General features: G+C 72.0%; 2 protein-coding genes. Both read right to left on the bottom strand.

Annotated features, from left to right (window positions below; all coding sequences use genetic code 11):
- Positions 1 to 45: 45 nt before the first annotated feature.
- Positions 46 to 258, bottom strand: a complete 213-nt coding sequence (locus tag ACWD4G_RS32865; RefSeq protein WP_451299945.1) for an MbtH family protein — start codon at positions 256 to 258, stop codon at positions 46 to 48.
- Complete coding sequence (locus ACWD4G_RS32860) at positions 258 to 24050, bottom strand: non-ribosomal peptide synthase/polyketide synthase (protein WP_451299943.1); 23793 nt, start codon at positions 24048 to 24050, stop codon at positions 258 to 260. Before ACWD4G_RS32860 ends, ACWD4G_RS32865 begins: the two co-directional genes overlap by 1 nt.
- Between the last annotated feature and the right edge of the window lie 29 nt (positions 24051 to 24079).

The raw sequence follows: 24079 nt of genomic DNA, 5'->3' as shown, positions 1-24079 counted from the left end.
CCACGTCTGGGCGCGGGGTGGTTCACCACATGGCCGGTCGAGGGGTCACTCCTCGCCCATGGCGCGGGCCAGGCTCCGCGGCCGCATGTCGGTCCAGTGCTCCTCGACGAAGTCGAGGCACGCCTGGTGGGTGTCCTCGGCGTGGGCGACGGTCCACCCGGCCGGTACGTCCACGGCCGCGGGCCACATCGAGTACTGACCCTCGTCGTTGACCAGGACCAGGAACGTTCCCTCGGTGTCGTCGAACGGGTTGCCCATCAGTTCTCCTCCTTGGTTGTCGCGTTGCGGGCGATGACGGCCCGGAGGTGTGCTTCAAGAGCCGGGCCGATCAGCTTGAGCGCTTCCGGCGTCATGATCGTGCTGTGGCCGGTGGGGACCGGCTGGTACGTGATCTCGCCGGCGACGAAGTCCCGCCACACCTCGGGGTCGAGCACCCGTTCCCGTTCCTCGGTGGCGCCGAAGATCAGCATGTCGGCGTCGACCCGCTCCGGGCGGTGCCGGGTGGCGATGGTGATGTTGCGGTGCAGGATCTCCATCAGCAGCTGGAACTCGTCCTCGGCGACATTGCCGAGGACCGTGTTGGTGGTGCGGGCCAGCTCCGAGAACTGCGCGAAGGTGAGCTTGCCGCTCGGCAGGGCCGCCGGGTCGATGCCCAGCACTTCGAGGATGCCGCCGTAGACCTTGGCGGTGGCCTCGACGACCTGCTGCTGTTCCTCCTCGGTCAGGGGCCTCGCCGGTTCGGAGTCGAGGGCGACGATGAGCCCGACCTGTTCCCCGGCGGCTTCGAGGCGGGCGGCCATGGCGTGCGCCACGACGCCGCCGAACGACTGCCCGAGCAGGTAGTAGGGCCCGGTCTTCTGCACCTGCCGCATCTCCTCGATGCAGTGGTCGGCGACCTCGATCAGGGTCTCCGGCAGCTCGTCCGGGTGGCTCAGCGCGCGGGACTGCAGCCCGTACACCGGGAAGTCGGGGCTCAGATGCAGCAGCAGGTCGGAGTAGGACCAGCAGATCGCCGCGCCGGGGTGGACGCAGAAGAGCGGCGGGAGTGTGCCCCCGGTGCGCAGCGGGAGGAGGACGTCGAAGGCCCTGTCGGTGCCGTCGGAGCCGAGGTGCTCGGCGAGTTGGGCGACGGTGGGCCCGGCGAAGAAGGCCCGGATCGGGACCTCCGTGCCCATCACCTCGGCGATACGGGCGATGAGCTGGTTGGCCAGCAGGGAGTGGCCGCCCAGGTCGAAGAAGTTGTCCTCGACGCCGATCTGTCCCAGATTCAGCACCTCGGCGAAGAGTCCGCAGAGGATCTCCTCCTGCGGGGTGCGCGGTCCGCGCCCCATGGGTGCCGCGACCGGCGGTGTCGGCAGCGCCTCCCGGTCGACCTTGCCGTTCGGTGTGAGCGGGAAATCCTCCACGGCCGTCACCGCCGCCGGCACCAGATGCTCCGGCAGCGACCTGCGCAGGTCCTCCCGGATGCCGGTGACGTCGGCGTCGGGGCGGGCGAGGATCACGTAGCCGAACAGTGCGGCGTCGCCCTGGCGGTCGGCCCGTACGGCCACGGCGGCCCGTGCGACGGCCGGGTGCTTCGCCAGCGCGGCCTCGACCTCGCCGGGCTCCACCCGCATTCCGCGGATCTTCACCTGGTCGTCGGTACGGCCCACGTACTCCAGCTCGAACGTGTGGTTGAGGCGGCCGAGGTCCCCGGTGCGGTACATCCGTGAGCCGGCCGGGCCGTAGGGGTCGGCGACGAAGCGGCTCGCGGTCAGTCCGGGCCGGTGCAGATAGCCGCGGCCCACGGCCGGACCGGCGACGTACAGCTCGCCGTCGGTGCCGGGCGGCACCATCCGCAGGGCCTCGTCGAGGACGTAGACGCGCATGCCCGGGTTGGGGCGGCCGACCGTGACGCGTGCGCCGTCGGCGACGGTCAGGGGGTCCGTCATCGTGCAGGCCACCGTGGTCTCCGTCTGGCCGTAGACGTTGATCATGCGCCGCCCGGGCGACCAGCGGGCGGCGAGATCGGGGGTGAGGACCTCGCCGCCGAGGAGCAGGCCGCGCAGTTCGGTGAGGCGGTCCGGTGCGTCGGCGGGCAGGCTGGCCAGCACCGACGGCAGGGTCACCAGGTGGGTGATCCGCTGCTCGGCCAGCACCCGGGCCAGCGGCTCGCCCGCGAGGAGGCCCGGCTCGGGGAGGACGAGCGTGCCGTGCGCGGCGAACGCCACGACGAGGTCCATGACGGAGGCGTCGAAGCTGGGCGAAGAGAGCTGCAGGACACGGGAGTTCGGGCCGAAGCCCCAGCGGTCCCGCCATGCCTCGGCCGCGTCGGCCAGGCCCGCGTGGGTGATCACCGCGCCCTTGGGCCGGCCGGTCGATCCGGAGGTGTAGATGACGTAGGCGGGGTGGTGCGGGCCCAGGGCGGCCGAGCGGTCCCGGTCGGTCGGGTTGGTGTCCGGCATGCCTTCCCCTCGCGTGAGGGTGGCCGGGTCGTCGATGTCGAACACCGGCTGCTCGGCGCCGAGTCGGGCGGCCCCGGAGGCGTCCGTCACGACCAGGCCCGGCCGGGCGTCCTCGCACAGATACGCCACCCGGTCGGCCGGGTAGGCCGGGTCGATCGGCAGGTAGGCCGCCCCGCTCTTGGCGATGGCGAGGACGGTGACGACCTGGGGGACACCGCGCGGCAGCAGCACGGCGACCAGGTCCTCCGGGCCGACGCCCCGGTCGATCAGCGCCCGCGCCATCCGGTTGGCCCGGCTGTTCAGCTCGGCGTAGGTGAGGTCCGTGGCGCCGTCGGTCACGGCGATCGCGGACGGGTCGGCCGTCGCCCAGGTCTCGAACAGCCACGGCAGCGTTCCCGGCACGGGATCAGCGATGTTGGCTTCCGCCCCGCTCGTCACGTCAAGTCCTCCGATGGGTTGGTGGGGAGAGTCGGCGACGTCGCGCAGCAAGGTGCCGAACGCGTCGAGGAAGCCGTCGATGGTCGCGGCGTCGTAGAGATCGGTGGCGTACTCGGCGGCGAGGATCAGCCCGGCGGGCCGGCCCCTCTCGTCGAACGTCTCGACCGCGTTGACGGTGAGGTCCACCCGGGCCACTCCGGTCTCGACGCCGTCCAGCTGCGGCCGCGCGGTCAGACCGGCCAGTTCGAACTCGGCCTCCGGTGTGTTCTGCAGGGCGAGTTGGACCTGGAAGAGCGGGTGGTGCGCGGGCGAACGGTCGGGGTTGAGCTTCTCCACCAGGTGGTCGAAGGGGATGTCCTGATGGGCGTAGGCGGCCAGGCTGGTGTCGCGCACCCGCTCCAGGAGCTGGACGAAGCTGGGGCCGCCCGAGGTGTCGATGCGCAGCACCAGCGTGTTGATGAAGAAGCCGATCAGGTCGTCGAGGGCGTCGTCGACGCGCCCGGCGATCGGTGCGCCCACGGGGATGTCGGTGCCGGCCCCGCTGCGGGTCAGCTGTGCGCCGAGCGCCGCCTGGAGGGCCATGAACAGGGTGGCTCCGTTGCCGCGTGCCAGCGCCCGCAGGGCCTGGTGGAGGTCGGCGTCGAGGGTGCGGGTCAGCGTCGCACCCCGGTTGCCGGCCTCCTCGGGGCGCGGTCGGTCGGTCGGCAGTGTCACCAGTCGTGGCAGGTCGGCCAGTTGGTCCCGCCAGTGGGCGAGCTGGCGGCCGATCCGGCTGTCCGGGTCGGTGTCGTCGCCGAGCATCCGGCGCTGCCACAGCGCGTAGTCCGCGTACTGCACCGGCAGTGGTGCCCAGGACGGGGCGCGGCCCGCCGCGCGTTCCTCGTACGCGGTCGTCAGGTCGCGGGCCAGCGGCCGCATCGACCAGCCGTCGGCGGCGATGTGGTGGACGACCAGCAGCAGCACCCATGCGTCGGGGCCCGTGGTGAACAGCCGGGCCCTGAGCGGGATTTCCCGCGACAGGTCGAACGCGTGCCGGGAGGCGTCCCGGAGGGCCCGCGTCAGATCGTCCTCGGAGATCTCACGCACCGGCAGGTCGATGTCCCCCACGTCCAGGATGTGCTGGTGCGGCACGCCCCTCTGCTCGGCGAAGACGGTGCGCAGCGCCTCGTGCCGGGCCACCACGTCGCCCAGGGCGGACCGCATCGCGGCCACGTCGAGAGCACCGGACAGCCGTATCGCCAGAGGCGAGTTGTAGGTCGCCGACGGGCCCTGAAGCTTGTGCAGGAACCACAGCCGCCGCTGTGCGAACGACAAGGGCAGCAGGTCGGGGCGGGGCTCCGGCACGAGGGCGGGCACCGTGCTGTCGGGGCCCGCGCCCCGGGCCAGTACCGCGGCGAGCCGGGCGGGTGACGGCGCGGCGAACACCTGCCGCAGGGGCACATCGATGCCGAGGACGGCTCGGATGCGGCTGGTGAGCCGGGTGGCGAGCAGCGAGTGGCCGCCGAGGTCGAAGAAGCCGTCGTCGACGCCGACCCGGGGCAGGCCGAGGAGGTCGGCGAACAGCTCGCAGAGGATCTCCTCGTACGGGTCGCGCGGGCCCCGGTCCTCGGTGCCGGTGGTCATGAACCCGGGGTCCGGCAGGGCCTTGCGGTCGATCTTCCCGTTCGGGGTGAGGGGGACGCGTTCGATCGGTGTGATCGTGGCAGGGACCATGTGGTCGGGCAGCAGGGCCTTGACCGTGGCGCGCAGTTCAGACACGAACTCGCCGGCGTTCCGGGCGAGGGAGGGCACGTTGGCGACCGCTTCCGGGCTGCCCGGCCGGTAGACGTCCGCGAGGGGCGTGTCGTCGCCGATGTCGGCGAGCAGCACCACGTCGTAGGTGTCCCGGTTCCTCGGCGACCAGGTCGGCACCGCCCGCCGGCCGTGGTCGGCCGCCCACTGGCGTATCCGTTCGGGATGCAGCCGGGGGTCGGCAGGGTCGGCCAGCCGGGGGTTGGGTATCCCGGTGATCCGTGCCGGTGCCGTCAGCTCGTCCAGGGCGGTGAGGTCGTCCAGGGCGGTGAGGTCGCGGCCCCAGACCAGCTCCGGCAGGTCCCCGACCGGCCGCGTGGCGGCGGTGTGCAGCACCACCTCGTAGCGGTAGGCGGTCAGTTCGTTGTCGGCGTCGCCCCGCTTGAGCAGCACCTCGACGCCGGTCAGCCGGGGGTGCTGGAGGGCGGTGAAGAACTCGGGGGCGAGGAGGAGTTCCTTCTCGACGGCCACCGCGTGGTCCACGGCGGACGCCCCCGATCCGGGGTACCGGAACCGCTGGACCGCCGTGTGCAGCGCCCGCAGCAGTCCGTGGTGCCGTACGTCGCCGACGACGATGCGGCCGCCCTCGGCGAGCAGGTCGATCGCCTTGTCCAGTACGTCGCGCAGATAGTCGGCGCTGGGGAAGTACTGGACGACCGAGTTGAGCACGATGGTGTCGAAGTGGCCCCGGGGCAGCTCCGCCATGTCGTGCGCCGGCCGGCACCGCAGGTGGACGTGCTCCCAGTGCCGCTCCCGCGCGTACTCCCGCAGCCGGTCCACGGCGGCGGCCGAGAAGTCCGTGGCCCAGTACTCCTCGGTCCGCTCGACCAGCGGGATCATCACCAGGCCGGAGCCGGCGCCGATTTCGAGCACCCGGCGAGGAGCGAACCGGGCTACCTGTTCCACGGCGGACCGCTGCCACTGGCGCATCTGGTCGATGGGGATGGGCGCCCCGGTGAAGGAGCTGTTCCAGCCCTCGAAGTCCGTGCCCGGCTCGCGCGACAGTCCTCCGTAGACCTCGTGGTAGATGCTGCGCCATTCGTCGAGTTGGTCGTCGAAGTCCGCCGTGGTTCCCTCGTCGGCCGGTACGACGTAGGCGGCGAGCGATAGGGCTCCCGAGCGGTCCTCGCGCGGTACGACGACGGCACGCGCGACGGAGGTCTGTGCGGCGAGGACGCGTTCCACCTCGCCGGGTTCGACGCGGAAGCCGCGGATCTTGACCTGTTCGTCGGTGCGGCCGAGGTACTCCAGCTCCCCGTCGCCGTTCCAGCGGACCAGGTCACCCGTGCGGTACATCCGTGTCCCGGCCGGACCGTACGGATCGGCGACGAAACGCGACGCCGTCAGGCCCGCACGCCGGCCGTAGCCCCGGGCCAGACCCTCGCCCGCGATGTACAGCTCACCCGGCACACCCGGCGCCACCAGCCCCAGCGACCCGTCCAGCACGTACAGCCGGGTGTTGAGGGCGGGTGTGCCGATGGGCACGGGGGGTTCGTTCAGGTCGCGGGTCTGGCTGGCGACGACGGTCGACTCGGTGGGGCCGTAGGCGTTGACCATACGGCGGCCGGGCGACCAGGCCCGCAGCAGTTCGGGCGGGCATGCCTCGGCGCCGACGATGAGGGTCCGGAAGCCGGTCAGGTCCTGCGGTGCCTCGGGCGGCAGGGTGCTCAGCACGGACGGCGGGATCAGGGCGTGGGTGATGCGGTGGTCGGCGAGCGCCCGCGCCAGTTCGTCACCGGCGAGGCGGTCGGCCGAGGCGATCACCAGGGCGGCGCCGGAGTCCAGGGCCCAGACGAGTTCCAGGACGGCGGCGTCGAAGCTCGGCGACGAGAACTGCATGATCCGGCTGTCGCCGTCGGCGGCGCAGCGCTGTCGCAGGGTGGCGGCGAGGCTCGTGAGTCCTCGGTGGGTGATGACGACGCCCTTGGGCAGGCCGGTCGAGCCTGAGGTGTAGATGACGTACGCCGGGTGGTCCACTCCCACCGGACGCACCCGGTCCCCGTCGCCGGGGTTGTGCTCGGGCAGCCCCTCGAACACCTCCGACTCGCCGATCACCAACGCCGGTTCGGCATCCCGCAGCAGATACTCCACCCGCGCCCGCGGATAGGCCGGGTCCACCGGCAGATACGCCGCACCCGCCTTCGCCACGCCCAGCACCGCCGCGATCTGCGCCGCACCGCGCGGCAACAGCACACCCACGACATCCTCGGCGCCCACACCACGCCCGATCAGATGCCAGGCGACACGGTTGGCGTACGCGTTCAACTGCGCGTACGACCAGCTGAGATCCCCCTCGACAACGGCCACCGCGTCCGGAGTCGCCGCCACGCGACGCTCGAACAGCTCCGCCAACGTCACCATGTCGACCTCGGCCTTCGCCGTCCCCCACTGCTCCAGCAGGCGAAGGCGTTCGTCCGTGCCGAGGAGGTCCACCTCGCTCAGCCGGGACCCCGGTGTCGTCACCATGGCTTTCAGGACACGCACCCAGCGTGCCGTGAACGCCTCGATCGTGGAGCGGTCGTACAGATCGGTGGAGAACTCCACGACCCCGGTGAGACCGGCCGGGCTGCCGTCGGCCGAGGTGGTCTCGGTGAGGCTCAGCGACAGGTCGAAGCGGGAGGTGCCGGTGCCCTGTCCCTCCTGCCGTACCCGCAGGTCGGAGAGGGTGAAGTCGGCCTCGGCGTTGTTCTGCAGGACCATGGCGATCTGGAACAGCGACTGATGCGACGCCGACCGCAGCGGGTTGATCTTCTCGACGAGGTACTCGAAGGGAATGTCCTGGTGGGCGTAGGCGGCGAGGCTGGTGTCGCGTACGCGCTGGAGCAGCTCGGTGAAGGTCGGGTCGTCGGACGTGTCGGTGCGCAGCACCACCATGTTGACGAAGAAGCCGACCAGGTCGTCGAGTTGTTCGTCGGTGCGGCCGGCCACGCCCGCGCCGACCACCACATCCGTGCCGGCGCCGGACCGGGTCAGCAGCGCGGACAGCGCCGTCTGCAGCACCATGAACAGTGTCGAACCGGTCTGCCGGGCCAGCGTCATCAGCTCGGCGTGCAGGGAATCGTCGACCTGGAAGGTACTCACGTCACCCTGGTAGCCGGCCACCGCCGGCCGTGGGCGGTCGGTGGGCAGGGTCACCTGCTCCGGCAGACCGGCCAGCCGGTCCCGCCAGAAGGCGAGCTGGCGGCCGAACTCGCTGTCGGGGTCGGTGTCGTCCCCGAGCAGTTCCCGGTGCCAGAGGCTGTAGTCGGCGTACTGCACCGGCAGCGGGGACCAGTCCGGGGTCCGGCCGGCCTCGCGGGCGGCGTACGCCGTGGCCAGGTCGCGGGCCAGCGGCCGCAGTGACCAGCCGTCGGCGACGATGTGGTGCAGGACCAGCGTCAGCACCCACTCGTCGTGGCCGACCGCGAAGAGCGAGGCCCGCAGCGGGATTTCGGCGGCCAGGTCGAACCGGTGGCGTGCCGCGTCCCGCACCTCCTCGTCGAGGGCGGCGCCGTCGGCCTCGCGCACCGGGAGCCGCACCGTGACCTCGGCCATGTCCAGGATGCGCTGGTACGGCTCACCGTCGTGCTCGCCGAAGACGGTGCGCAGCGCCTCGTGCCGGGCGACCACATCGGCCAGCGCCATCCGCAGCGCGGGCACCTGGAGGGGCCCCGTCAGCCGCAGCGCGAGCGGCATGTTGTACGTCGGCGACGGGCCTTCCAGCTTGTGCAGGAACCACAGCCGCTGCTGGGCGAACGACAGCGGCAGCACCTCGGGGCGCGGCAACGGCACGAGGGCGCCCCTGGCCGGGGAGTGCGCTTCGAGGACGGTCCGGGCCAGCGCGGCCGGGGTCGAGGCCTCGAAGAGGGTGAGCAGCCGGACCTCGATGCCGAGTTCGGCACGGATGCGGCTGATCAGCCGGGTGCCCAGCAGGGAGTGTCCGCCCAGGTCGAAGAAGCTGTCCTCCACACCGACCCGGTCCAGCCCGAGGATCTCGGCGAAGAGCCCGCACAGGATCTCTTCCTCCGGTGTACGGGGGTCGCGTCCCCCCGAGGTCTCGAACTCGGGTTCCGGCAGCGCCTCGTGGTCGAGCTTGCCGTTCGGTGTGAGCGGGAACTCCGGCAGCGTCACGAGCGCGGCCGGCACCAGGTGGTCGGGCAGCAGCCGGCGGAGGTCCTCGCGTACGGCCCCGGAGTCGACGCCGGGGTGTGCGGGGACCAGGTAGCCGACCAGCGCGGGGTCGCCCCGTCGATCGCCACGGACCACCACGACGGCGCGGGCCACATCGGGATGCGCCGCCAACGCGGCCTCGACCTCGCCGGGTTCGACGCGGATGCCCCGGATCTGGAGCTGATGGTCGGAGCGGCCGAGGTATTCGAGTTCGCCGTCGGCGTTCCAGCGGACCACATCACCCGTGCGGTACATCCGCGAACCGGGCGGGCCGTACGGATCGGCGACGAACCGGGACGCCGTCAGCCCGAAACGGCCCAGATAGCCACGGGCCACACCCGCACCGGCGATGTACAGCTCCCCCCGCGAACCCCGGGGCACCAGCCCCAGCCCCGCGTCCAGTACGTACACCCGCGTCCCCGCCAGCGGAGCACCGATCGGATGCGCGTCCCCCGACAACGGGCGGCTCACCGACGCCGCCACCGTCGTCTCCGTCGGACCGTACAGATTCGTCATCCGCCGACCCACCGACCAACGACGCACCAACTCCGCCGAACACGCCTCACCACCCACCACAAGGCTCCGCAACTCCGGCAGCGCATCCGGCGCGCCGTCCGGCAACGTCGCCAGCACCGACGGCGGCACGAACGCGTGCGACACCCCCGCACCCGCCAACAACCCGGCCAACTCCTCACCGGCCAGCCGCTTTTCGCGGGCGACGACGAGGGCGGCTCCGGCGCCGATGGCCATCATCAGTTCGAGGACGGAGGCGTCGAAGCTCGGCGAGGCCAGGAGCAGGACCCGGCTGTCGCGGTCGACGTCGGTGCGCTCCCCCGTTCCGGCGGCGAGCGCGGCCAGGCCACGGTGGGTCACGACGACGCCCTTGGGCAGGCCGGTGGAGCCGGAGGTGTAGATGACGTACGCCGGGTTGTCGACGTCGACCGGCCGGACGCGGTCCAGGGCACCCGGGTCCTGCTCGGGCAGGCCCTCGAACACCTCCGACTCGTCGATCACCAGCGCCGGTTCGGCGTCCCGCAGCAGATGTTCCACCCGGGCCTGCGGATAGGTCGGGTCGATCGGCAGATACGCGGCGCCCGCCTTGCCGATCCCGAGCAGGGTGGCGATCTGCGTCGCACCGCGCGGCATCAGCACACCGACGACGTCCTCGGCGCCCACACCCCGCCCGATCAGGTGCCAGGCGACACGGTTGGCGTACGCGTTGAGCCGCGCGTACGACCAGTTGGTCTCCCCCTCGACCACCGCGAGCGCGTCCGGGGTCGCCGCGACGCGACGCTCGAACAGCTCGGTCAGGGTCGCCGGTCGTACCGTCGGCTCGCTGTACGCCCAGCGGGTCAGCTGGTCGCGCTCGCCGTCGAGCAGCAGGTCCACGGACCCGATCCGCTGCTCCTGGTCGCGTGCGACGGCGGCGAGGAACCGCAGCCAGCGCCCGATGAACGCCTCGATGGTCGCGGCGTCGTAGAGGTCGGTGGCGTATTCGACGGCGCCGATGACACCGGCGGCGACGCCTTCGGCGCTCTGCTGCTCCGCGAGGCTGATGAACAGGTCGACGCGGGACAGCCCGGTGCTGACGCCCTCCATGCGGGTGCGCAGGCCGGGCAGGTCGAAGCCGGTCTCCGGGTTGTTCTGGAAGGCCAGCAGCACCTGGAACAACGGGCTGTGCGCGGTGCTGCGCTGCGGATTGAGCTTCTCCACCAGGAACTCGAACGGCACGTCCTGATGCGCGTACGCCGCCAGCGAAGTCTCACGCACCTGCCTCAGCAGTTCGTCGAAGCGGGGATCGCCCGAGGTGTCGGTGCGCAGGACCAGGGTGTTGACGAAGAAGCCCACCAGATCGTCGAGCGCTTCGTCGGTACGACCGGCGATGGGGCTGCCGATGGGCACATCGGTGCCCGCGCCCGAACGCGTCAGCACCGCGGCTAGGGCCGCCTGGAGCACCATGAAGAGCGTCGTACCGCTGTGCCGGGCCAGCGCGAGCAGATCGGCGTGCAGGTCGGCGTCGATGCGGAACATGCACACATCGCCCGCGTACGACGCCGTCTGCGGTCGCGGGCGGTCGGTCGGCAGGGTCACCTGCTCCGGCAGGCCAGCCAACTGGCCTTGCCAGTAGGTGAGTTGACGTCCGAACACGCTGTCCGGGTCTGTCTCGTCACCGAGCAGCCGCCGCTGCCACAGGGTGTAGTCCGCGTACTGCACCGGCAAGGGCGCCCAAGACGGGGCACGCCCCGCCACGCGCTCCTCGTACGCCGTCGTCAGGTCCCGCGCCAGCGGTCCCAACGACCAGCCGTCGGCAGCTACATGGTGCACGACCAGCAGCAGCACCCACTCATCGCGGCCGGTAGTGAACAGCCGGGCCCGCAAGGTGATCTCACGCGCGAGATCGAACGCGTAGCGGGCCGCCTGCCGCAGCGCACCCGGCAACTCCTCCTCCGACACCTCATGCACCGGCAGATCGACCTCACCGGCATCGAGGACCCGCTGATACGGCACGCCATCCGACTCCGCGAACACCGTCCGCAACGCCTCATGACGACCCACCACATCACCCAGCGCCGCCCGCAACGCCCCCACATCCAACGCACCCGACAACCGGACCGCCAACGGCGAGTTGTACGTCGCCGACGGACCCTCCAACCGATGCAGGAACCACAACCGCCGCTGAGCCGACGACAACGGCAACAACCCAGGACGCGCCACCCGCTCCAACGCCACCTGAACCCGGCCCTCACCCTCACCCAGCACCACCGCCAGCTCCGCCGGCGAAGGCGCCGCGAACAGGGCGCGGGGCGCCAGCTCGCAGCGGAACGCCTTACGGATGCGGATGATGAGCCGGGTGGCGAGCAGCGAGTGGCCGCCGAGGTCGAAGAAGCTGTCGTCGGGTCCCACGTGCGGTACGTCGAGGACCTGGGCGAAGAGGAGGCAGAGCAGTTCCTCCTGCGGGGTACGCGGTGCGCGGGTACGGCCGCCGGTCTGCTCGGGGTCCGGAAGTGCCCGCTCGTCGATCTTCCCGTGCGCGGTGCGGGGGATCTCGTCCAGCACGACGACGGCCGACGGCACCAGGTGCTCGGGCAGTTCGTTCTGCGACCACGCGCGCAGGTCGCCGCCGTCGAGGGTCCGGCCGGCGGACGGTACGGCGTATGCCAGGAGGTGCAGGTCGTCGTGGGGGCCGGGTCGGACGATCACGGCGGCCTGGGCGACGGCGGGGTGCCGGAGCAGCGCGGACGCCACTTCGCCGGGTTCGACGCGGAAGCCGCGGATCTTGACCTGTTCGTCGGTGCGGCCGAGATACTCCAGCTCCCCGCCGGCGTTCCAGCGGACCAGGTCACCCGTGCGGTACATCCGTGTCCCGGCCGGACCGTACGGATCGGCGACGAAACGCGACGCCGTCAGGCCCGCACGCCGGCCGTAGCCCCGGGCCAGACCCTCGCCCGCGATGTACAGCTCACCCGGCACACCCGGCGCCACCAACCCCAGCGACCCGTCCAGCACGTACAACCGGGTGTTGGCCACCGGACCGCCGATCGGCGGGGAGCCGGGCGACAGTTCCCCGCTCATCGATGCGCAGACGGTCGACTCGGTGGGGCCGTAGGCGTTGACCATGCGGCGGCCGGGCGACCATCGTGCGGTCAGCTCGGGTGTGCACGCCTCGCCCGCCACCACCAGGGTGTGGAGGCCGGGCAGTTGGGCGGCGGCCTCGGCGGGCAGGGTCGCCAGTACGGTGGGCGGCAGGGTGAGGTGGGTGACGCGCTGCTCGCGCAGGACGGCCGCCAGGTCGTCGCCGGCGAGGCGGTCGGTCTCGGGCAGCACCAGGGCGGCGCCCGAGCCGAGGGCCATCACGAGTTCCCAGACGGTGGCGTCGAAGCCGAGCGCGGCGAACTGCAGCACCCGGGAGCCCTCACCGGCCCCGAGCCGCCGCTGGGTCGCCGCCATGCTCGCGAGTCCGCGATGGGTCACCACGACGCCCTTGGGCAGGCCGGTCGAGCCTGAGGTGTAGATGACGTACGCCGGGTGGTCCACTCCCACCGGACGCACCCGGTCCCCGTCGCGGGGGTTGTGCTCGGGCAGTCCCTCGAACGACTCCGACTCGCCGATCACATACGCCGGTTCGGTGTCGCCCAGCACGTAATCCACTCGTGCCCGCGGATAGGCCGGGTCGATCGGCAGATACGCCGCGCCCGCCTTCGCCACGCCCAGCACGGCCGCGATCTGCGCCGCACCGCGCGGCAACAGCACACCCACGACGTCCTCGGCGCCCACACCACGCCCGATCAGATGCCAGGCGACACGGTTGGCGTACGCGTTCAACTGCCCGTACGACCAGCCGGACTCCCCCTCGACCACCGCCACCGCGTCCGGAGTCGCCGCGACGCGACGCTCGAACAGCTCCGCCAACGTCACCATGTCGACGCCGACCTGCGCCGTCCCCCACTGCTCCAGCAGGCGAAGGCGTTCGTCCGTGCCGAGGAGGTCGACTTCGCTCAGCCGGGACCCCGGTGTCGTCACCATGGTCTTCAGCAGGCGTGCCCAGCGTGCCGTGAACGCCTCGATCGTGGAGCGGTCATACAGATCGGTGGAGAACTCCACCACACCGGTGAGACCGGCCGGGCTGCCGTCGGGGGCGGCGGCCTCGACGATGTTGATGGAGAGGTCGACGCGGGAGACGCCGGTGTCGATGGAGGTGCCGGAGGCGGTGACGCCCGGCAGGTCGATGTTCTGCTCGGCGGTGTTCTGCAGTCCGAACAGGATCTGTACGAGCGGGTGATGGGCGGCGGACCGGTGCGGGTTGAGCCGTTCCACGAGGTACTCGAAGGGCATGTGCTGGTGGGCGTAGGCGGCCAGGGAGGTCTCCCGCACCCGGGTGAGCAGGTCGCTCAGCGTGGGGTCGCCAGCGGTGTCGGTGCGCAGCACCAGCATGTTGACGAAGAGGCCGACCAGGTCCTCCAGACGGTCGTCGGTGCGCCCGGCGATGGGTGAGCCGACCGCGATGTCGGTTCCGGCGCCGAGCCGGGTCAGCACCCCGGCCAGGCCCGTCTGAAGGATCATGAACAGGGTGGTGCCGGTCTCCCGGGCCAGGTGGACGAGTTCGGCGTGCTGGTGGGCGTCGAGGTCGAAGGTGACCGTCTCGCCGTGGTAGCCGGCGACGGCGGGACGCGGCCGGTCGGTGGGCAGGGTCATCTGGTCGGGCAGTTCCGCCAGTTCCTCCAGCCAGTAGGCGACCTGGCGGCTGAAGACGCTGTCGGGGTCGTCGTCGGTGCCGAGGTGCTCGCGCTGCCAGAGCGTGTAGTCGGCGTACTGCACGGCGAGCGGCTGCCACGCCGGTGCGGTGCCGGCCCGGCGGCCGGTGTATGCGGCCGTCAGGTCGGACACGAGGACCTGCAGCGACCAGCCGTCGGCGACGATGTGGTGCAGGACCAGCGTCAGCACCCACTCGCCGGGCCCGGTCGCGAACAGCCACGCTCGCAGCGGGATCTCACGGGCCAGGTCGAACTCGTACCGGGCCGCCTCGCGCAGCGCCTGCGGCAGTTCCTCCTCGCCGGTCTCACGGATCTCCAGCTCGGGCATGGCCTCGGCCACGTCCAGGATGCGCTGGCAGGGGGTGGCGCCCTGCTCGGCGAAGACGGTGCGCAGCGCCTCGTGCCGGGCGACGACGTCGGCCAGCGCCGCCCGCAGCGCCGGGACGTCCAGGTCACCGGAGAGCCGTATGGCCAGCGGGGAGTTGTAGGTCGCCGAGGGGCCTTCCAGCTTGTGCAGGAACCAAAGGCGCTGCTGGGCGAACGACAGCGGCAGCGCCTCGGGGCGGGGCATCGGCCGCAGTCGGGCCGGGACGGGGCCGCCCTCCACCAGCCGGTCGGCGAGCCGACGGGGGGTCGGGGCGTTGAAGAAGGTCCGCATCGGCACATCGACGCCGAGCGCGCCGCGTATCCGTGAGATCAGCCGGCCGGCCAGGAGGGAATGGCCGCCGAGGTCGAAGAAGTTGTCCTCGGCGCCGATCCGGGTGATCCCGAGGACGTCGGCGAACACCGACCGCAGGATCTCCTCCTGGGGTGTGCCCGGCGATCGGTTGTCCGCGCCCGTGGTGACCGGGCGCGGCACGGGAAGCGCGTTGCGGTCCAGCTTGCCGTTCGGGGTCAGCGGAAACTCGTCGAGTACGACGACCGCGGCCGGCACCAGATAGTCGGGCAGTTCACGGCGCAGTTCCTCGCGCAGCCGAGCGGCGTCGGCCGGCTCCTCCCCGGACGTGACATCGGACATGACATACGCGTACAGCGTCTGGAAGCCGTGCTGGTCGGGGCGGGCGACCACGACGGCCCGTGAGACGCCGAGCTGCCGCCGCAGCGCGGCCTCGACCTCGCCGGGCTCGACGCGGATGCCCCGGATCTTGAGCTGGTCGTCGGAGCGGCCGAGGTATTCGAGTTCGCCGTCGGCGTTCCAGCGGACCACATCACCCGTGCGGTACATCCGCGAACCGGGCGGGCCGAAGGGGTCGGCGACGAACCGGGACGCAGTCAGCCCGAAACGGCCCAGATAGCCACGGGCCACACCCGCACCGGCGATGTACAGCTCCCCCCGCGAACCCCGGGGCACCAGCCCCAGCCCCGCGTCCAGTACGTAAACCCGCGTCCCCGCGAGCGGAGCACCGATCGGATGGGAATCCCCCGACAGCGGGCGGCTCACCGACGCCGCCACCGTCGTCTCCGTCGGACCGTACAGATTCGTCATCCGCCGACCCACCGACCAACGACGCACCAACTCCGCCGAACACGCCTCACCACCCACCACAAGGCTCCGCAACTCCGGCAGCGCATCCGGCGCGCCGTCCGGCAACGTCGCCAGCACCGACGGCGGCACGAACGCGTGCGACACCCCCGCACCCGCCAACAACCCGGCCAACTCCTCACCCGACAGGCGGCCGGGTTCGGGCATCACCAGGACGGCGCCCGCGTGGAACGTGGTGAGGAACTCGAAGACGGAGACGTCGAAGCTCGGCGAGGTGAGCTGGAGCACCCGGCTGTCCCGGTCGATGTCCGCCCGCTCGCCACCGCTGACCGCCAGCGCGGCCAGACCCGTGTGGGTGACGACCGTGCCCTTGGGCCGGCCCGTGGACCCGGAGGTGTAGATGACGTACGCCGGGTGCTCGACCCGCTGGGCGGTGCGCCGGTCGGCGTCGGTCGGGTCGGTCGCCGGCAGGTCCCGGAGAGCGGAGGCCACGGCCGGGTCGTCGACCGTGATCGTGTCGATTGCGCCAACGGCCGTCGTGGGCGCGTCGATCCCGGCGGCGGCCGTCGTGGGCGCGTCGATCCAGGCGACCGTGTCCGCGTGGGCGGTGTCGGTGAGCAGGACCTTCGGCCCGGCGTCCTCGATGAGATAGCCGACCCGTTCCGCCGGGTAGGCCGGGTCGATCGGCAGGAACGCGGCGCCCGCCTTGCCGATCCCGAGCAGGGTGGCGATCTGTGTCGCGCTGCGCGGCATCAGCACGCCCACGACGTCCTCGGCGCCCACACCCCGCCCGATCAGATACCGGGCGACGCGGTTGGCGTGCGCGTTGAGCCGCGCGTACGACCAGGTGAGGTCCCCCTCGACCACGGCGGTCGCGTCCGGGGTCGCGGTGGCCGCAGCTTCGAAGATCGCCGGCCAGACCCGTTGCCCGGGGGCCTCGGCGTCGCGTCCGGACAGGGCGAGGACCGTCGCGGTCTCCTCGTCGGAGAGCAGGTCGACGGCGTTGATACGGCGGCCCGGGTCCTCGACGGCCGTCCGCAACATCCGTACGAGGCGAGCTGTGAACGACTCGACGGTGCTCGCGTCGTACAGATCGGTCGCGTACTCGACGGCGCCCCGGATGCCCTGCGGTGAGCCGTCGTCGCCGAACGTCTCGGTGATGTTGAGGGTGAGGTCGACACGGGACACTCCGGTGACGATCTCGTCGGGCTCGGCGCGCAGACCGGGCAGGTCGAAGCTGGTCTCCGGGTTGTTCTGGAAGGCCAGCAGCACCTGGAACAACGGGCTGTGCGCGGTGCTGCGCTGCGGATTGAGCTTCTCCACCAGGTGCTCGAAGGGCACGTCCTGGTGGGCGTAGGCGGCCAGGGACGTGTCGCGCACCCGACGCAGCAGCTCGTCGAAGTCCGGGTTCCCGGAGGTGTCCGTCCGCAGGACCAGGGTGTTGACGAAGAAGCCCACCAGATCGTCGAGCGCTTCATCGGTACGACCGGCGACCGGGCTGCCGATGGGCACATCGGTGCCCGCGCCCGAACGCGTCAGCACCGCGGCGAGGGCCGCCTGGAGCACCATGAAGAGCGTCGCACCGCTGTGCCGGGCCAGCGCGAGCAGATCAGCGTGCAGGTCGGCGTCGATGCGGAACATGCACACATCGCCCGCGTACGACGCCGTCTGCGGTCGCGGGCGGTCGGTCGGCAGGGTCACCTGCTCCGGCAGGCCCGCCAACTGATCGCTCCAGTAGGCCAGTTGACGTTCGATCACACTGTCCGGGTCTGTCTCGTCACCGAGCAGCCGCCGCTGCCACAGGGTGTAGTCCGCGTACTGGACCGGCAAGGGCGCCCAAGACGGGGCACGCCCCGCCACGCGCTCCTCGTACGCCGTCGTCAGGTCACGGGCCAGCGGTCCCAACGACCAGCCGTCGGCGGCGACATGGTGCACGACCAGCAGCAGCACCCACTCATCGCGGCCGGTAGTGAACAGCCGGGCCCTCAACGGGATCTCGCGCGAGAGATCGAACGCGTAGCGGGCCGCCTGCCGCAGCGCACCCGGCAACTCCTCCCCGGACACCTCATGCACCGGCAGATCGACCTCACCGGCATCAAGGACCCGCTGATACGGCACGCCGTCCGACTCCGCGAACACCGTCCGCAACGCCTCATGACGACCCACCACATCACCCAGCGCCGCCCGCAACGCCCCCACATCCAACACACCCGACAAACGGAGCGCCAACGGCGAGTTGTACGTCGCCGACGGACCCTCCAACCGATGCAGGAACCACAACCGCCGCTGAGCCGACGACAACGGCAACAACCCAGGACGCGCCACCCGCTCCAACGCCACCTGAACCCGGCCCTCACCCTCACCCAGCACCACCGCCAGCTCCGCCGGCGAAGGCGCCGCGAAGATCTGGCGCAGGAGGGCCTCGACGCCCAGTACCGAGCGGATGCGGCTGGTCAGGCGGGTGGCGAGCAGGGAGTGACCGCCGAGGTCGAAGAAGCTGTCGTCGACGCCGACCCGCTCCAGGCCCAGGATGTCGGCGTACAGCTCGCACAGGATCTGCTCCTGCGGGGTCCGTGGCCGACGGCCGTCCGAGACCATCACCTCCGGGTCCGGCAGCGCTCGGCGGTCGATCTTTCCGTTCGGGGTGACCGGGATTCTCTCGATCGGGGTGATCGTCGCCGGAACCATGTAGTCCGGCAGCAGTGCCTTCAGGGCCGAGCGCAGTTCGGAGACCAGTTCGCCGACCGTACGGGCCACCGCGGGCACGTTGGCCTGCTCGACGGCCTCGGCGGGGCGGTACACATCGGCCAGCGGCTCCGCCTCGGCGGCGTCCGTCAGCACGACGTCGTAGGTGTTCCAGCGATGCGACGACCAGGTCGGCACTGCCCGCATACCGCACGCCGCCGCCCATTGCCGCACGGTCTCGGGCTCCAGCTCGGGCCCCGCCGGGGTCGGCACCGCGTCCGCGCCGTCCAGGGTCCGTATCGCGGCCACGCCGTCGGCCAGCCGGGGGTTGGGGATGTGCGTCACCCGTGCCGGGCCGGTCAGCTGGTCCAGATCGGTGATGTCGCGGCCCCACACGAGGACGGGCAGGTCCGCGAGCCGCCGCGCGGGGGCGGTGTGCAGGACGACCTCGTAGCGGTAGCCGGACAGTTCGGTCGACGCGCCGCCCGCCTTGAGCGACACCTCGACACCGGAGAGGGCCGGATGCTCAAGGGAGGTGAAGAACTCCGGAGCCAGCAGCAGTTCCTTCTCCACCGCCATCGCGCGCTCCACCGCCGCGCGCGTCCCCGGCGTGCCGCGGAAGTCGTGCACGGCCGTCTGGAACACGCGGAGCAGTCCGTAGTGCCGGATGTCGCCGACGATCACCCGGCCGCCGTCGGCGAGCAGATCCATGACCCGCGTCAGCACATCACGCAGATAGTCGGCGCTCGGGAAGTACTGCACCACCGAGTTGATGACGACGGTGTCGAAGCGGTGGCGGGGCAGACCCGAGAGGTCGTGTGCCGCCTGGCAGGACAACCGCACGTGGTCCCAGCCACGTCGGCGGGCGAAGTCGCTGAGCCGGTCGACGGAGACCTGTGAGAGGTCGGTGCCCCAGTACTCGTCGACCTCGTCCGCCAGCGGGGTCATCAGCAGACCGGAACCCGCGCCGATCTCCAGGACCCGGCCGGGGCGGAACCGCAGCACCGCGTCCACCGCGGCGCGCTGCCATGCCCGCATCTCCTCTACAGGGATGGGGCCGCCGGTGAACGAGCTGTTCCAGCCCACGAAGTCATGGCCCGCGTCACCGGAGAAGCCTGTGTAGACCTGGTCGTAGAGGTCGTTCCACTCGGAGAGCTGGTCGTCGAAGCCGTCGGTCGTCGCCTTGGCCGCCAGCACGGTGTACGCGGCCAGGGAGACGGCTCCCGACCGGTCCCGGCGCGGTACCACCACCGCCCGCTCCACCGACGGTTGGCTCGCGAGGACACGCTCGATCTCGCCGGGTTCGACGCGGAAGCCCCGGACCTTCACCTGCTCGTCGGAGCGCCCCAGGTATTCGAGTTCGCCATCGGTGTTCCAGCGGACGACGTCGCCGGTCCGGTACATCCGCGAACCGGGGGCGCCGAACGGGTTGGCGACGAACCGTGTCGCCGTCAGGCCGCCCCGCCCGAGGTAGCCCCGGGCCAGACCCGCGCCGCCGATGTACAGCTCGCCCGGCACGCCGGGGGCGGCGGGCCTCAGGGTCTCGTCCAGGACGTGCAGTTCGGCGTCGAGCATCGGCCTGCCGATCGGGGCGCGTGCCTCGGTCAGCGGGAAGGTGTGCGAGGCGGCGACGGTGCACTCGGTCGGGCCGTACGCGTTCACGAACTCGCGTCCCGGCAGCCACAGTTGGACGAGTTCGGGCGGGCATGCCTCCGCGCCGACGCTGAGCATGCGGAAGTCGGGCAGCCGGCCCGCCGTCTCCGGTGCCAGGGTGCTCAGCGCGGACGGCGGGATGTGCGCGTGGGTGATGCGGTGCTCGGCGAGTGCCTGGGCGAGTTCGTCGCCGGCCAGCCGGTGCCGGCCCGCGATGACCAGCCGGGCGCCGGAGCTGAACGCCCACACCATCTCCAGTACGGAGGCGTCCACGCTGGGCGACGACAGTTGCAGTACGCGGCTGTCCTCGTCCGCCGCGCAGCGTTGCCGCAGGGTCTCGGCGAAGGCGGCGAGGCCGCGGTGGGTCACCACGACGCCCTTGGGACGGCCGGTCGAGCCGGAGGTGTAGATGACGTACGCCGGGTTGTCGACGTTGACGGGCCGGACGCGGTCACGGTCGGTGGGGTTGTCGCGGTCGGTGGCGTCGTCGCGGTCGGTGGGATGGTCGACCGGGCCCGGCCGCCCGTGCGGGAACCCGTCGCCCGGCTCCCCGCCCATGAAACCGTCCTCGTCGACCATGACCAGCTCGCAGGTCAGGTCGGAGGGCAGGTCCTCGGCCCCGGCGCGGGAGGTCAGCACCAGCCGGGGGGCCGAGTCGGTGAGCACATGCCGGTTGCGGCCGTCCGGGAAGACGAGGTCCACCGGTACGTACGCCGCGCCGGACTTGAGCACTCCGAGCAGGGCCGCGACCAGGCGGGCGGAGCGCGGCATCGCGATGCCGACCAGGTCCTCCGGGCCGATGCCCCGGTCGATGAGCCGGCCGGCGACGAGGTTGGCGTGCCGGTTCAGCTCCGCGTAGGTCCAGATGTCGGCGCCGTCGCTCACGGCGATGGCGTCGGGGGTGGCCGCCGCCTGCCGTTCGAAGAGTTCGCCGAAGGTCAGCGGTTCGACGTCCCGCTCGTACCGGCGCCATCCGGCGAGCCGGGACTCGTCCTCGGGGGTGGTGACGTCCAGGGTGTCGATACGGCGGCCGGGGTCCGCGACGACCTGGCGGATCAGCTGGGTCCAGCGCTCGACGACGGCCTGTACCGTCGGCCGGTCGTAGAGGTCGGCGGCGTACTCCACCGTGCCGCTGATGCCGGCGGGGGCGCCGTCGGGTGTCGTGCTCTCCGTGACGCTCAGCGAGAGGTCGAAGCGGGCGGTGCCGGTCGGTACCGTCTCGGCGCGCACCCGGAGTCCGGGCAGGTCGAAGGGGACGGAGGTGTTGTTCTGCAGGACCAGGGCGACCTGGAACAGCGACTGGCGGCCGGCGCTGCGGTGCGGGTTGAGGCTCTCGACCAGCTGCTCGAAGGGGATGTCCTGGTGGCTGTACGCCGCGAGGCTGGTGTCGCGCACCCGGTCGAGCAGGTCCGAGAATCTCGGGGAGCCGGAGGTGTCGGTGCGCAGCACCAGCATGTTGACGAAGAGTCCGACGAGGTCGTCGAGGGCGGGCTCGGAACGGCCGGCGACACCGGCGCCGATGGCGATGTCGGTGCCCGCGCCGAGCCGGGTCAGCAGGGCCGCGAGGGCCGCCTGCAGGACCATGTAGACGGTGGCGCCGTTGCCACGGGCGAGTTCGGTGACGGCGGCGTGCAGTTCGGCGTCCAGGGTGATCGGGACGACGCCGCCCCGGTAGGTCGCCACGGCGGGCCGGGGCCGGTCGCCGTGCACGGTGATCTCGTCGGGAAGCTCGGCGAGTTGCTCGCGCCAGTACCGCAGCTGCTGGGCCAGGGGGCTGGTCGGGTCGTTCTCGTCGCCGAGCAGGGCGCGCTGCCAGAGCGTGTGGTCGGCGTACTGGACGGGGAGCGGCAGCCACTGCGGTGCCGTGCCGTCGCGCCGCGCGGAGTAGGCGGTGACCAGGTCGCGGGCGAGGGGCGCCCCGGACCAGCCGTCACCGGCGATGTGGTGGATGACGAGCATCAGCACGGACTCGTCGGGGCCGAGGACGAGCAGTTCGGCCCGGACCGGGAGCTGCCGCGCCAGGTCGAACGCGTACCGCGCGGACCGGCGCAGTTCCTCGTCCAGGTCCGCCGCGTCGATCCGGCGGACGGGCAGGTCGGGGCGTACCTCGTCGGGGTCGATGATCCGCTGGTAGGGCTGTCCGTCGGTCTCGGGGAAGAGGGTGCGCAGCGGTTCGTGGCGGCGGACCACGTCGGCCAGGGCCTCGGCGAGCGCGGCGGTGTCGACCGTGCCGGTCAGATGCAGGGCGAGCGGCATGTTGTAGGTCGCCGAGGGGCCTTGGAGCCGGTGCAGGAACCACAGGCGTGCCTGGGCGAAGGACAGCGGGATGCGCTCGGGCCGTGGCAGCCGGGTCAGCTCCGGGCGGGCCGGGCCGGCCTCCTGCCGCTGGAGGTGTGCGGCGAGGCCCGCCGGGGTCGGCCGCTCGAAGAAGTCCCGCATGTCGACGTGGAGGCCGAGGGCGCCCCGGACACGGCCGATGAGCCGGCCGGCCAGCAGGGAGTGTCCGCCCAGGTCGAAGAAGTCGTCGTCGAAACCGATGTGCGGCAGTTCGAGGATCTCGGCGAACAGCGTCCGGAGCATGTCCTCCAGCGGGCTGCGCGCGGTCCGCTCCAGTCCGGCCGGGGTGTACCGGGGGTCCGGGAGGGCGTCGCGGTCGACCTTGCCGTTCGGGGTCAGCGGCAGGCTGTCGAGGGGCACGACGCTCGCCGGGACGAGGGACGGCGGCAGTGTGGCGCGCAGTTCGTCGCGCAGTTCGGCCGGGCTCGTCGTGGTGGACGGGGACGGCACCACGTAGGCGATGAGGCGGAGTTCGCCGCGGGTGTCGGCGCGTACGGCGACGGCCGCGTCCACGAGGTCGGCCCGGCGCCGCAGGACCGCTTCGAGTTCGCCGGGCTCCACCCGGGCGCCTCGGATCTTGACCTGGTCGTCGGCGCGGCGCAGGAACTCCAGCCGGCCGTCCGGGTGGCGCACGCCGACGTCGCCGGTGCGGTACATCCGCGCGCCGGGCGGTCCGTAGGGGTCGGCGAGGAAGCGGGTGGCGGTCAGGCCGGGGCGGCGCAGATATCCCCGGGCCACGTTGGCGCCCGCGACATACAGCTCGCCCGGCTGCCCCGGGTCGACCTGCGCGAGGGTGTCGTCCAGGACGTGGACGCGGGTGTGCTCGACGGGGGTGCCGATGGGGGCGTGGGTGCCGGTCAGCGGTGCGGTGAGGGTGGCGGCGACGGTGGTCTCGGTGGCACCGTAGCCGTTGATCAGCCGGCGGCCCGTCGACCAGCGGCGCACCAGCTCGGGCGGGCAGGTCTCGCCGCCGATGTGCACGGTGGTCAGGTCGGGCAGCCGGTGCTCGGCGTCCGGCGGCAGGGAGGCCAGCACGGGCACCGGGAGCGTGACGCAGGTGATCCGTTCCTCGCGGAGCACCCGGAACAGGTCGTCGCCCACGAGTTGCTCGGCGCGGGGGACGACCAGGGTGCCGCCGGTGGCCACGGCGGTGAGCAGTTCCCAGATCGCCACGTCGAAGCCGAGCGAGGCCAGTTGCAGCACGCGCGGGGTGTCGCCGGGGGCGTGCTGGCCGGTGATGACGCGGGCGAGGTTGACGGCGCTGCCGTGGCTGACGCCGACGCCCTTCGGGGTGCCGGTGGAGCCGGAGGTGTAGATGACGTACGCGAGATGGTCCGCGGTGAGCGCGTGGACCCGGTCGTCGTCGCCGGGGTCGGTCTCGGGGTGCGCGGCCCAGGCTGCTGCGACGGACGGGTCGCCGATGTCGACGGCCCCGGGGAAGCCGGCCCCGTCGCCGTCGGTCAGGACCAGGCCGGGTGCGGCGTCGCCGAGCAGGTATCCGATGCGCTCCGCCGGCAGGACGGGGTCGAGGGGCAGATAGGCGGCGCCCGCCTTGAGGGTGCCGAGCAGTGCGGCGACCTGGTCGAGGCCGCGTGGGAGGGCGACGCCCACCGTCCGCTCGGGCCCGACGCCCCGCCCGATCAGGCACCACGCGACGCGGTTGGCGGCCGCGTTCAGCTCCCGGTACGACCACGAGCGGCCGCCGTCGGTGATCGCCGGCGCGTCGGGGCGCGCCTCGACCATCGACTCGTACAGCCGGACGATTGTGTGCCGCGCGCCGGGCAGTTGAGTCGCGGCCGCTACATCAGCAGAGCTCATGCTCACTTCCATCGGGTCGTCGGGGCGGC

The organism is Streptomyces sp. NPDC002643 (assembly GCF_053592555.1).
Note: the sequence above shows the minus strand (reverse complement) of the source record. Positions and strands in the feature narration are given on the sequence as shown.

Excerpts from the sequence above, each read along its gene's own strand:
- ACWD4G_RS32865 (WP_451299945.1), bottom strand. The coding sequence starts at position 258 with ATGGGCAACCCGTTCGACGACACCGAGGGAACGTTCCTGGTCCTGGTC.
- ACWD4G_RS32860 (WP_451299943.1), bottom strand. The coding sequence starts at position 24,050 with ATGAGCTCTGCTGATGTAGCGGCCGCGACTCAACTGCCCGGCGCGCGG.